The 13437-nt window shown below is 67.9% G+C and carries 7 protein-coding genes and 1 pseudogene; 2 read left to right on the top strand and 6 right to left on the bottom strand.

The window, feature by feature from the left end; translation table 11 throughout:
• The 6 genes and pseudogenes from FBR43_RS16335 to FBR43_RS14475 all read right to left on the bottom strand — a co-directional run.
• A pseudogene (locus tag FBR43_RS16335) lies at positions 1-549 on the bottom strand (hypothetical protein); the annotation flags it as partial.
• A complete protein-coding gene (locus FBR43_RS14455; RefSeq protein ID WP_136943756.1) occupies positions 546-2588 on the bottom strand; it encodes a glycoside hydrolase family 97 protein in 2043 nt (680 codons plus the stop codon). The pseudogene FBR43_RS16335 and the gene FBR43_RS14455, both read right to left, overlap by 4 nt.
• A gap of 23 nt (positions 2589-2611) precedes the next feature.
• Positions 2612-4225 (bottom strand): alpha-amylase family glycosyl hydrolase, encoded by a 1614-nt coding sequence (locus tag FBR43_RS14460; protein WP_136943757.1) that lies wholly within the window; start codon positions 4223-4225, stop codon positions 2612-2614.
• Complete coding sequence (locus tag FBR43_RS14465) at positions 4222-6033, bottom strand: alpha-amylase family glycosyl hydrolase (RefSeq protein WP_136943758.1); 1812 nt, start codon at positions 6031-6033, stop codon at positions 4222-4224. Before FBR43_RS14465 ends, FBR43_RS14460 begins: the two co-directional genes overlap by 4 nt.
• Positions 6030-7526, bottom strand: a complete 1497-nt coding sequence (locus FBR43_RS14470) for a tryptophan halogenase family protein (protein ID WP_136944253.1) — start codon at positions 7524-7526, stop codon at positions 6030-6032. The genes FBR43_RS14465 and FBR43_RS14470 overlap by 4 nt, the downstream gene beginning before the upstream one ends.
• Before the next feature lie 101 nt (positions 7527-7627).
• Positions 7628-10390, bottom strand: coding sequence for a TonB-dependent receptor (locus FBR43_RS14475; protein ID WP_136943759.1), 2763 nt, complete (start codon positions 10388-10390; stop codon positions 7628-7630).
• A 284-nt stretch (positions 10391-10674) separates the two neighbouring features.
• On the opposite strand from FBR43_RS14475, the gene FBR43_RS14480 reads away from it, so the two are divergent.
• Positions 10675-11721 carry a LacI family DNA-binding transcriptional regulator gene (locus tag FBR43_RS14480; RefSeq protein ID WP_249276612.1) on the top strand — a complete coding sequence of 349 codons (1047 nt, stop codon included), beginning with the start codon at positions 10675-10677 and terminating at the stop codon, positions 11719-11721.
• 76 nt (positions 11722-11797) lie between these two features.
• On the top strand, positions 11798-13285 hold the full coding sequence (locus tag FBR43_RS14485; RefSeq protein WP_136943761.1) for an MFS transporter: 1488 nt from the start codon (positions 11798-11800) through the stop codon (positions 13283-13285).
• The last annotated feature ends 152 nt before the right edge of the window (positions 13286-13437 follow it).

The raw sequence follows: 13437 nt of genomic DNA on the forward strand, positions 1-13437 counted from the left end.
AAGAAAGGCGAGATAGGCGTCGGACATGACCGCGCCGGCGCCGATCCGCCCGCGCGCGTCGGCAAGCACGGCAGGGGGTAGCCGGTCGACCGCGACCTGCGGCAGATAGGTGCGGAAGCGCGCATCGCCGGGGTTCCACACGCCGACGACGATGGGCGCATCGTCGCCGAGCGATTTGTCTGGCTGCGCCGTATCGGCACCGGCCCGCTCCCCCACCCGGCCACCCACTAGCATATCCTGATGGGTGGCCGGGTGGGGGAGCGGGCCGGTGCCGCGCATGAGCGCACGCACCGCGCGATCGACATGCCAGACCTTTCCGTAGCCACTGACCGCCGGGTCGAAGAGGTTCTGTCCGTCATGCATGTAGAGCACCGGGCGCGGCCGGCCTGCGGCCATGCCGGGCGGCGTCCAGATGCTTACGCGGAGCGGGCCGATGCCGGGCGCGTCGAAGGTGCGATCGGCAAGCTCGGGCGTCGCGATGCAGCGGGCGCGGGTGCAGGCGGCGAGCGCCGCGGCTCCCATCGCGGCGATCGCGGCCCGCCGGTTCACCGCGCCGCCGCCAGCCGCACGGCGAAGCCGCCGCCGGGCGCCATCGGGATCGTCAGCGTCTCGCCCTTGCGCACGCGCTTCGTCTCATAGGCGATGGCATGGCGCGCATCGGTGCGGAAGTCGGCGCCCTCGCCGTCGCGCCAGATCGTCGCGGTATAGTCGCGCCCGGCGTCGAGGAAATCGAGCGTAAGCTGTGGCGCGCGCGCGGTATCGTCGGTGACGCCGCCCAGATACCAGTCGTTCGACTTGCGATCCTTGCGCGCCAGCACGGCATGTTCGCCGACGACGCCCGAGAGCATGCGCGTCTCGGCCCAGTCGGCAGGCACCGCCTTGATGAATTCGAGCTCGCGCGGATATTTTGCCAGATTCTCGGGCAGGTCGGCGGCCATCTGGATCGGCGAATAGAGCACGACGTACAAAGCGAGCTGCTTGGCCAGCGTCGAGTTGAGGACGATGTCGCCCTTGCCCTTGAGGCTGAGCACGCCGGGGGTGAAATCCATCGGCCCCGAGAGCATCCGCGTGAATACCAACGTCGCCTCGTGCCCTGCGGGGTTCACCGGACTGCCCCAGGCATTGTATTCCATGCCGCGCGCACCCTCGCGCGCCACCCAGTTGGGGTAGGTGCGGCGAAGGCCGGTATCCTTGATCGGCTCGTGCGCGTTGACCGCGATTCGGTACTTCGCAGCGGTCTCGACGACCTTCAGATGATGCTGCGCCATACGCTGGCCGTCATGCCAGCCGAACAGGTTGCGCCCACCGGCCGGATTGGGTGCCTGGATGCCGCCGGCATCGGCAACATAGCCGGTCTTGACCGAATCGACGCCCGCATCGGCGTAGAGCTTCATCGCCGCGTCGAGCTGCGCTTCATAATCGGCGATGTTGCCGCCGGTTTCGTGGTGGCCGATCAGCCGCACGCCCTTGGCGCGAGCATAGTCGGTGACGGCCTTGAAATCGAAATCGGGCGTTCCTTGCGTGAAGCTGAAATCCGAATTGCCGCCGAACCACGGCCCGTCCCAGCCCTTGTTCCAGCCTTCGATCAGCACGCCGCGAAAGCCGTGCTTCGCGGCGAAATCGATATGGCCCCTGGCGTGCTCGGTGGTGGCGCCGTGCTTGGGCCCCGTTGCCCAGCTCCACTTGTCGAGATGCATCTCCCACCAGATGCCGATATATTTGTGCGGCACCACCCAGCTGACGTCGCCGAGCTTGTTGGGCTCGTTGAGGTTGAGCTCGAGGTCGTTGTCGTACAGCCCCGGCGCATCCTCGGCGATGCGGATCGTGCGCCACGGCGTGTGGAAGGGTGCTGCGCGCACCACCTTGGGGCCGCCGCCGGTGCCGGGCGACAGCGTGGTGCGGAAGCGCCGGCGTTCGACGCGCTGGAACCACATGCCCGAATAATCGACCAGCGCGGCCTCGTGGAAGGCGAGGTGCAGCCCGCCATCGAGCTTCATCGTGATCGGCGTGTGCGCGGTCGATACCGCGTCGATCGGCGTCTTCGCGTAGATCTGCTCGTAGCGGTTCCAGTCGCCGCCCTGAATCCACCATGCGGTGCCGGGCTCGGCGATGACGAACTCGGTCGCCTCCTCGGCGATGTTGGCGGTGGCGAGATTGGGCTGCTGCGGCAGGTGCGTGCGGAACCCCACGCCATCGTCGAACACGCGGAACTCGACCTCGATCACGCGGCCGAGCGCCGACGTCTCCTGGAAGCGCGCCTTCAGCGAGCGGTGGTGGTCGCGCACGAAGCGGCGCTCGCCCCAGGGCTGTTCCCAGCGGCTGTCGACGGCGCCCGTCTCGCTGCCCGTCATGCGGAAGTTGCGCGTCAGCGGATCGGCATCGGCGAGCAGGAAGCCGATATGCGACGGCTCGATCACCGGCTTGCCGTCGCGCATGACGGTATAGGTCGGGCGGCCGTCATTGTCGGCCATGAGCGTCACGGCGATGCGCCCGTCGGGCGAGGTGACGCTGGCGGGTGCCGCCTGTTGGGCGTGCGCCGGCATCGCCGCAAGCGTGAGGCCGAGGCCGATCATCAGGGGTCGCAACATCGAACGCTCCTTGTTGGAATATGTCACGCCGCGCGCACGATCTGCGCGGCATAGGCACCGAGCGTGCCGGCTTTGCTATCGCCCGCCGCGACCAGCACGCTGCCCGATGGCGCCTGCCAGTCGACCGGCGCATCGGACAGGTTGAACGCGCACACCAGCCGGCCGCCGGCGGGGTGCGCGCGCTCGAACACCAGGAGCGCCTCGTCGGCATGGGTGATCGAAAGGCTGCCCGATCGCAGCGCCGGCTCGGCATTGCGCAGCGCGATCAGGCGCCGGGTCCAGGCGAGCAGCGACTGCGGATCGGCTGCCTGCCGATCGACCGCGAGCGCGCCATGCTCGGGACCGTGCGGCAACCACGGATCGGCCGATCCGAAGGCGCGATCGGGCGCGTCGGCCACCCACGGCATCGGCGTGCGGACACCATCGCGCGACAGTGTGTGCGGCCAGTTGGCGATCGCTTCGGGATCGACCAGCCGGTCATAAGGGATGTCGACCTGCCCCAGCCCCAGCTCCTCGCCCTGATAGAGGATGGCGTTGCCGCGCAGGCTGAGGAGCAGCAGCATTTTCATCCGCGCGAATGCCGCGGCATGCTCGGGCGCCACCCAGCGCGAGATCGCGCGCGGGGCGTCGTGATTCTCGAACGCCCAGCTCGGCCAGCCATGATCGGGCGTATCGGGCCATACCGACAGCGCATCGACCACGAGTGCCGGCGTCAGCCGCTCGGCATAGAGGAAGTTGAAGCCATAGGCGCTGTCGAGCCGGCGGGGGCCGTGCGTGTAGAGCGCCATCTCGCGCGCCCAGTGATCGCCGCCTACTTCGGCCATCGAGAAGACCGCGCCGTGGCGGCGCATCTCGCCGGCCAGCCGCTCGATGAAGGCGGGAATGTCGGGATGCGACTGGTTGTGGATCTTGTCCTGAAAGTCGAACGGCCGGCTGCGCGCGCGGTTGGTGGGCGCGAGCGGCGGATTGTCGCGCAAGAGGGGGTCGTGCATCGCGAAGTTGAGCGCATCGATGCGGAAACCGTCGACACCGCGCTCAAGCCAGAAGCGCGCGACGCCGAGGATGGCGTCCTGCACTGCCGGATTATGCAGGTTGAGATCAGGCTGCTCGACGAGGAAATTGTGCAGATAATATTGGCCGCGCCGCGCATCCCATTGCCAGGCCGGCCCGCCGAACACCGATTGCCAGTTGGAAGGCGGCGAACCGTCGGGCTTGGGATCGGCCCAGACATACCAATCGGCCTTCGCATTGTCGCGGCTGGCGCGGCTCTCGGCGAACCAGGGATGCTGGTCCGACGAGTGCGAATAGACCTGATCGATCATCACCTTGAGGCCGAGGCCGTGCGCGCGCTTAACCAGCGCGTCGAAATCGGCGAGCGTGCCGAACACGGGATCGACGCCGCAGAAATCGGACACGTCATAGCCGAAGTCGCGCATCGGCGAGGTGTAGAAGGGCGACACCCAGATGGCGTCGACGCCGAGTGCTGCGACATGCTCCATGCGCTGCGTGATGCCGGGCAGGTCGCCCACGCCGTCGCCATTGGCGTCGGCAAAGCTGCGCGGATAGATCTGGTAGATCACCGCGCCCTTCCACCAGGGTTCGGCAGCGGCGATCAGCGGGGCGGCGGCGCTGCTCATCGCGCCTCGACCGCGCAGACGATGGTCGAGAAGGGCGCGATCGTCACCGCGACCGATCCGGGCGCGCTCGCCGTGGCGGGACAGCCCTTGCCGTAGAGCGTGCGGAAGCGGCGCGAGCGCGTCTCGACCTCGACATTGGCGGCGATCGGCGCCGCCGAGGTGTTGAACGCGACGAGCACTTCGGCGTCGCTCGTGGGATCGAAGCGGCTGACGGCGAACAGCCCGGCCTTGTCGTCGCTATAGGCGCGCGTCACCTGCCGTCCGCGCGTGAGCGCCGGCGTCGCGACGCGCAGCTTCGACAGCGTGGCGATGGTGCCGAACAGCGGGTGATCGGTGCGGAAATGATCCTCGGCATGCGTGCGCGTGGTGCCGACGAGCTTCTCCTCGCGATAGGTCTGCGCGCGGCTGGCGAACATCGTCTGGCGCGCGTCCTGATCGTTGCCCTTGCCGGCGAAACCCTGCTCGTCGCCATAATAGACGGTGGGCACGCCGCGCAGCGTAAGCAGCATCTCATGCCCCAGCCGCGTACGCGCGAGCAGCTCGGCATCGCCCGCGTTCGGGTTGGCACGGCGCACGAACATCGCGAAGCGGCCCTGATCGTGATTGCCGATGAAGGTCGGCAGTTGCAGCGCGGTCGGCTCGCCACCGGCATAGAGCGCGTCGCCCCAGAACAATTTGGCGAGTGCGGCGGTCGGCTTGCCCTCGGCCACGGTCTGCTGGACGGCGGTGGCGAAGGCGAAATCGAGCACGCTCGGCAGCTTGTCGACCACGGTATGGCGCGCGAGCAGTCCGGGTTCGAGCTCGCTCCACGCCGCTTCGCCGAAGACGTGGAAATTGGGGATGCCCTTCGCCCTGGCGCGCGCGAGCATGGCGGGGGCGAAGGCCTGCCAGAATTCGGGGTTCACATGGCGCGCGGTGTCGATGCGATAGCCGTCGACGCCGTAGCGGTCGATCCAGTCGCCATAGATGTCGATCATGCCCGCGATCACGCGCGGGCTTTCGGTCATCAGATCGTCGAGGCCGACGAAATCGCCCATCGTCGAGCTTTCGTTCGAGAAGGTCGTGTTGCCGCGATTGTGGTAATGGATGGGGTCGTTGAGCCAGGCGGGCACCTTGACGCTGCGCTCGGCGGGCCGGACCTTGACCGTATAGGCGTAATTGGGGTCGGTGAGCCGCGCGAAATTCTCGGCCGTCATCAGCTGGTCGCCGGCGAAGCCCGTGTTGATCGCGCGGCCCTTCGGCCCGCCGCGCGTCGCATAGGGATAATCGGCGCGGCTCCTGTAGGCGCATTCGCCCTTGCCCTCGCATTCGGCGAAATACAGCACGTCGGCGGTGTGGTTGGCGATGATGTCCATATAGACCTTCATGCCCCGCGCATGTGCGGCGTCGACCAGCGCCTTGAAATCAGCCTCGCTGCCCAGATGCGGGTCGACGGTGGTGAAATCGGTGATCCAGTAGCCGTGATAGCCTGCCGATTCCTCGCCGGCGCCGCCCTGCACCGCCTTGTTCTTGAACACCGGCGTCAGCCAGATCGCGGTCATGCCGAGCGACTGGATATAGTCGAGCCGCTGCGTCAGTCCCTTGAGGTCGCCGCCGTGGAAGAAGCCCTTGTGCGCGGGGTCGAAGCCATGCGCGAGCCGATCGCCGGCGATGCCGCCGCGGTCGTTGGCGGCGTCGCCATTCTCGAACCGGTCGGGCAGCACGAAATAGATGACCTCGTCCTGCGGCAGTCGCTGGCGCAGATCCTGCGCGGCGGCGGGAGCGGCGGAGAGCGCGAGCGCGAGCGTGGCGCCGATCATGCGGATCATGCGGAAACCTTCATCTGGGGAGCACGCGACAGGCCGCGCAGGAAATCGCCATGCGGCGGCAGCGCGGCGGCAGTGCGGCGCGCGACGTCGGCGACGGTGGAGAGGAACGCCGCGAGATCGCGATCGCCGGGCGCATCGGCAAGCGGATGGTGGCGCTCGGGCAGTATTTCCTGCCCGATCAGCACCTGTGTCCAGCCGGGTTCGGCGAACAGTTCGTCGTCGCGGCGCGACAGCCGCGCCGATGCGCGCCACAGATCAAGCTTGCGCGCCAGTTCTTCGGGCAGCTCGAGCGCGCGCATCGCATCCCATAGCGGCTCGCCGACGCGCTGGTTGGCGTGATAGTGGAGGATCAGGAAGTCGCGGATGCGATCATATTCGACATGCGTCAGGCGGTTATATTCGGCGCGGTCGGCCTCGGTCGGCCGGTCGGCGGGCAGGAAGGCGAGGATGCGCGCCACCGCGGTCTGGATGAGGTGGATGCTCGTCGATTCGAGCGGTTCGAGGAATCCGCTCGAAAGCCCCAGCGCGATGCAGTTGCCTGCCCAGAACGCCTCGCGCTTGCCGGTGGTGAAGGCCAGCGGTCGCGGATCGCCAAGCGGTTCGCCATCGAGATTGGCGAGCAGCGTGGCGGCGGCCCCGTCGTCGGAGACATGCGCGCTGGCATAGACATAGCCGTTGCCGGTGCGATGTTGCAGCGGGATGCGCCATTGCCAGCCCGCGCGCCGCGCGGTGGCGCGCGTATAGGGCGCCGGATCGCCGACGCGCGCGCTGGGCACGGCAAGCGCGCGGTCGCAAGGCAGCCAGTGGCGCCAGTCATGATAGCCGACCCCCAGCGCCTCGCCGATCAGCAGCCCGCGAAAGCCCGTGCAGTCGATGAACAGATCGCCCGCGATCCGCCGCTCGCCATCGAGCAGCAGCGCGGCGATGCCGCCCTCGCCCGGCTCGACCGCGACGATGCGGCCTTCGTGACGGACGACGTCGCCGGCCTCGGCATGGCGGCGCAGATAGGCGGCATAGAGCCCGGCGTCGAAGTGGAAGGCATAGGGCATTGGCGGCACCGGCCCCTGAGCCTCGAACCGCGCGAAACGGCCCGCCGCGGCCGCCATGTTGTTGAGCGAATAGGCGCCGAAGGGCGCGGCGGTGCCGGCTTCGTGCGCGCGCAGCCAGTAATGGTGGAACTCGGCCAGCCCCAGCCCGCGCCCCACCTGCCCGAAGCCGTGCATATAGGCATGGCCGGGGCGCACCCAGTCGCGAAACTCGATCCCGAGCTTGATGCTGCCCTGCGTGGCGGCGAGGAACTCATCCTCGTCGAGCCCCAGATGGTGGTTGAACAGCTGGATCTGCGGGATCGTCGCCTCGCCCACGCCGACGGTGCCGATCGCTTCGGATTCGACGAGGACGACGCGCCAGGCCTCGCGCGGCAGGAAGCGCGCGAACGCCGCGGCGGCCATCCACCCGGCGGTGCCGCCGCCGGCGATGACGATGCTGCGCATGCGATCGGCCACGATGCGGGCCTCCCTAGCGTGACGAAGGAAGCGAGCGGCGGCCCCTTCGCGGCGCGTTGCCGCAAAGGAACCCACGCGCCCCCTTTAGCTCAGAAACGGATCGTCGCACCCGCAAGGAAGCGGCGGCCGTAGATCTGGTAGTCGATCACCTCGAGCTCGTTGCCCGGATTGACCGTGGCGAAGCGCTCGTCGGTGAGGTTCTGGCCCTGGAGGAAAAGCGCCACGCCCTCGAGCGCCGAGCCCGGCTGGAAATCATAGCCGATCTGTCCGTCGACGATCGTCTCGCCCAGCGCCCGCCGCCGTACGCGCGCCGCGCCGAAGCCCGAAAGCTCGCCGACGAAGCTCGAGCGGTAGCGCACCGAGCCGCGGATGTTGAAGCCCCATTTCTCGAAGAAGGCGGTGCCGTTGGCGACCCACTTCGAATAGCCGGGAATATCGTCCTCGGGCGCGCCGGGCGCGGGTGCCAGCTGCGATTCGGTGTACGAGACGCCGCCGGTGATGCCGAAGCCGTCGAGCGCCGGCGTGATGACGTTGAACGGCAGCGTTCCCGCCAGCTCGACGCCGTAGAGATTGCCGCCCTCGCCGTTGACGGGAATGTTGAGGCGACCGATCGGCGCGATCACGATGCCCGCACCCGGCTGCTCGAGCGGGATGCCGGCAATGGGGAACTGCACGTCGGTGTTGTAGATGTAGCTCTGCAGGTCCTTGTAGAAGAACTGCGCCGCCAGATAGCCGCTGCTGCCGAAATATTTCTCGAACGTCAGGTCGACCGCGTTGGCGCGCCACGGCCGCAGATCGGGATTGCCCGAGCTGCCGGTGACGGTCGCGACGTTGTTGATGATCTCGAACCCGAAGCTCAGCGACGCGCGCAGATCATCGAGGCGCGGGCGGATGATCTCGCGCGCCGCCGACAGGCGGATGACGAAATCGCTCGCGGTACGCAGCGACAGGTTGGCGCTGGGCAGGAAATCGACATAGTTGGTCGATTCGCGGCGTGGATCGCCGACGATGATCGGCGCGCCGTTGGGCAGGTTGCCCGCGAAGCGCGCGGTGGCGCCGTTCGAGTTCTGATCGGTGAAGATCACCTGCGCGCCGACATTGCCCGTCAGCTGCGCGGTGCCGATATCCTGATCGATGTTCGCCTGGAGATAGGCGGTCATCTGCTCTTCCTGGATGTCGTAGGCCTTGACCACGACATCGCCGAAGGGATTGGGCACCAGCTGGTAGATGCCGGCATTGAGCAGATCGAGCGGGTTGTAGCTCACCATCGGCCCCAGCCCCAGATAGTCGAGGCTGGTGGTCGGCTGACGGAACTGCTCGGGAATGACGACACTCGTCTGCCCGTCGGTATTGGCGACGAGGCCGAGGAACGCCTCGTCGGGCGTCAGCTGCTTGGTGCGCTGGGTGAAGTTGAGGCCGAACTGCACGCTGCGCAGGAAGCCTTCGAGCTCCTTTTCGACCTCGCCGCGATACTGGCGGATCTCGTCGACGATGATGCGGTTGTTGTAATAGCCGTCCTGCCCGTTGAGGATCTGGCGCCCGTCGACCGAGGTCTGGTTGCCGCCCCAGCCGAGCGGGCTGGTCAGCCGGATGAGGTTGTAGTCGGCATAGTTGAGCCGCGGGCTGAACACGGTGCCGCGTGGGCCGGTCACGAAGCCGATCGTATCGGTGGCGCCCACGCCCTCGCCACGGCCGGTGCCGGCGTTCGATTCGAGCACCAGCTCGTTGCGGTCGGTCTTCGAGAAGCTCAGGTCGCCATAGACGTTCCAGCCGTCATCGCCTTCCCACTTCACGTTGAGGCCGCCCGAATAGAGCTTCGCCGCGCGCTCGAACAGGTCGTTGCGCACCACGCCCTCGACATTGTTGAACGTGCCCGAGGTGACGAGCCCGTCGGTCGTCTGGGCGCCGGTGAGCGTGACATTGCCGTTGAAGGCGAGCGGCAGCTCGATGCCGCGCTTGATCTGGTTGTCCTCGAAATCCGAGTAGAAACCATCGGCGGTAATGGTGAAGTTGGGCGTTGGCTGCCACTGCACCGTACCCTGGAGGCCGAGGCGCTTAAGCGCGGTCGAGGTTACGTAGCTCTTCGAGCCGCCGATGACGTTGCCCTGCGGCGTGCCGGCATAGCCCCAGGCGTTGAACTCCTGGATCTGGTACGGCTCATCGACATAGGAAGCCGAGAGCGCGACGCCCAGCGTATCGTCGAAGAACTGATCGACATAGACGCCATTGACGCGGTAGCCGAACTCGTTCGACTCGGCGTTGAGCTTGCCGAGATCGGTATAGATGCCGCGGCCGGTGAGCGTGATCGTCGATTTGCCGAACTCGAGCGGGCGGATGGTGCGCAGGTCGACGGTGCCCGACAGACCCTGGCCGATCAGGCTGGCCATCGGCGTCTTGTAGACGAGCACCTGGTTGATGACTTCGGCCGGATACTGATCGTACTCGACCGCGCGGTTGTCGCCGGTCGAGGTCTGCTCGCGGCCGTTGAGCAGCGTGGTCGAGAAGTCGGGCGCGAAGCCGCGGATCGAGATGGCGTTCGAGCGGCCCGAGACGCGTTGCGAGGTGAGGCCGGGCAGGCGCGCGATCGACTCGGCGATCGACGCATCGGGCAGACGGCCGATATCCTCAGCCGAGATCGATTCGACTACCTGGTCGCGCAGCTTCTTGGCGTTGATGGCGTTCTCGAGGCTCTGACGGAAGCCAGTGACGACGATGTCGTCGCCCGCCTCGCTTTCCTCCTGCACCGGATCGGCGTCCTGCGCCAAGGCGGGTGCGGCGATGCTCATCGACAAGGCGAGAGCCAGCGTGCTGGCGCCGGCGAACGGCGCGCGAATACGGGTACGAAGTGCCATATCTCTCCCCCACAGACCGATCCCGCTTGTTGCCGCGGGTGTCCGTTCGATGTTCCCCGGCGCCGGCGATCCCCTGGCTGGAGTGGCCGCGCCGATGATCGGTTTTTATGCGCGGCGCCCGTCGATCGAACAGAAGGCATACGTATGTCATGGGCAACAGCACTGTTGCTCCGCAGCAACACGGACTTGCGGTGGCATGGCTTTACCGCATGGCGGGCACAAGCTAGCGTGATGGCCACGACATGCGCGGCGGATCGCGCCGCGAAGCGAGAGGAGCGACGAAGGTGAGCCGCACGGCGTCGCAGCGCCCGACTTCGTTCGACATCGCCTATCGCGCGGGCGTGTCGCAGCCCACCGTTTCGCGGGCGCTGCGCGGCAGCCCTTCGGTAAGCGCCGCGACGCGTGCGCGCATCGAGGAGATCGCGCGCGAGCTGAATTACGCGGTCGACAAGAACGCATCGAGCCTGCGCAGCCAGCAGTCGCACACGCTGGCGCTGTTGTTCTTCGAGGACCCGACCGCCGATGCGGGGCTCATCAACCCCTTCTTCCTCTCGATGCTGGGATCGATCACGCGCGCAGCGGCGAGCGAAGGGTACGACCTGCTCATCAGCTTCCAGCAGCTCGCGGGCGACTGGCACAAGACCTATGAGGACAGCCGCAAGGCCGACGGCATCATCCTGCTCGGCTATGGCGATTATGCGCTGTATCGCCCGCGGCTCGAGCAGCTGCACGCGCAGGGCACGCATTTCGTGCGCTGGGGATCGCCCGAGCCCGGCGATCGCGGCACCACCATCGGCTGCGACAACCGTGCCGGCGGGCGCCTCGCCACCGAGCATCTACTTGCGCACGGGCGGCGGCGCATCGCGTTCCTGGGCTCGGCCGACGATCATTATCCCGAGTTTCGCGAGCGCTATTTCGGCCATTGCGATGCGCTGCACGCCGCGGGTGTGCCGGTCGAGCCGGCGTTGCAGGCCGATGCGATCACGCTCGAGGCCGCCGGTGCCGAGGCGATCGCGACGCTCGCGGCACGCGGCGTCGACTATGACGGCGTGGTGGCGGCGAGCGACCTGATCGCGATCGGCGCGATCCATGCCTTGCAGGCCGCCGGCCGGCGCGTGCCGCACGACATCGCGGTGGTCGGCTATGACGACATCCCCGCCGCGCACCAAGCGAGCCCGCCGCTCACCACCGTCGCGCAGGATGCGCAGCAGGCGGGCGAGGCGCTGGTGGCGGCACTGCTCGCGCGGCTCGACAATCGCGATCCGCGCAGCCGGCTGCTGCCCGTCACGCTCAAAGAGCGGCAGAGCTGCGGCACGCATACGAATACGTGAGGCGCGCCCAGAGGCCCCCGCCTAGACCCAAGCACGACAAGCCCGAACACGGGCGGGGCGGACACGGGAGCGGGGCATGAGCGACACGGGCGGCAAGCCGCATCAGGGCATTGGCGGCCTGTGGAACATCTCGTTCGGCTTCTTCGGCGTGCAGATCGGCTTCGCGCTCCAGAACGCCAATGCCAGCCGCATCTTCCAGTCGCTGGGTACGCCGATCGACGATCTGGCGCTGATGTGGATGGCGGCGCCGCTGACGGGTCTCATCGTCCAGCCGATCATCGGCCATTACAGCGACCGTACCTGGACGCGGCTGGGCCGCCGTCGCCCCTATTTCCTCGTCGGCGCAATTCTCTGCACCATCGCCTTGTGCTTCATGCCCAATTCGCCCGCGATCTGGGCGGCGGCGGTGACGCTGTGGATCCTCGACGCCTCATTGAACGTCACGATGGAGCCGTTCCGCGCCTTCGTGGGCGACATGCTGCGGCGCGCGCAGCGGCCGGCGGGCTATGCCTTCCAGACGGCGTTCATCGGCGCGGGCGCGGTCGCCGCCAGCCTCGCGCCCTGGGTGCTGACGCAGATGGGCGTGGCCAACACCGCCGCGCCCGGCGCGGTGCCCGATACGGTTCGCTACAGCTTCTATATCGGTGCCGCCGCGCTTCTCGCCGCCGTACTCTGGACCGTGCTCGGCACGCGCGAATATGCGCCCGACGAACTGGCGCGCTATGCCGCCGCCGATGGCGAGGCGCCGCCGCCGCCCGACCATGCGCCGCTCGCGACGCCAGCCACCGGGCCATGGTGGCTGGCGGGCGGCGGCGCGGCTGCGGCAGCGGCATGGGCGCTGGCGCTCAAGCAGGAGGCCTATCTGGTGGCGGTGGGACTGGCGGTGTTCGGCGTCGCGCAGATCGCCTCGCGCCGGATGATCGCGGCCGGACGCGGCGACAATCTGCTCAGCCATGTGGTGAGCGACCTCGCGACGATGCCCGACACGATGCGGCGGCTGGCGCTGGTGCAGTTCTGCACCTGGGGCGCGCTCATCATCATGTGGGTCTATACGACGCCGGTGGTGGCGTTGCAGGTCTATGGCGCGACCGACCCGGCATCGCCTGCCTATAACGAGGCGGGCAATTGGGTGGGCGTGCTGTTCGCCATCTATTCGGGCGTCGCGGCGGTGTGCGCCTTCGCGCTGCCGCGCCTGTCGCGCAGCATCGGGCCTCAGCGCACGCACATGGTGGGGCTGCTGTGCGGCGCGGCGGGCTTCATCGGGCTGCTGACGCTGCGCGACGCGACGCTGCTGATCGTGCCGATGGTGGGCATCGGCATCGCCTGGGCGTCGATCCTCACCATGCCTTATGTCATGCTCGCCGACGCGCTGCCGCAGCACAAGCTGGGCGTGTATATGGGCATCTTCAACTTCTTCGTGGTGCTGCCGCAATTGCTGGTGGCGGCGCTGATGGGCGCGGCGATCGAGCGGCTGTTCCCCGGCCAGCCGGGCTGGACGATGCTGATTGCCGCCGCGGTGATGGGCCTGGCGGCGCTGGCGATGCTGCGGGTGCGGGCTGACTGATTGCGGTGCCGGCCCGCTCCCCCTCCCGGCCACCCATCAGAGTACCGTGTGGGTGGCCGGGAGGGGGAGCGGGCCGGCACCGCTGGAACGCGCCGAAGGCGCGGTCCAAAAGGCGCCTCAGCCCCAGCGTTCGCGCAGCGCCAGCATCGCGA

It is taken from the genome of Sphingomonas baiyangensis (assembly GCF_005144715.1).
Lineage (GTDB): Bacteria > Pseudomonadota > Alphaproteobacteria > Sphingomonadales > Sphingomonadaceae > Sphingomonas > Sphingomonas baiyangensis.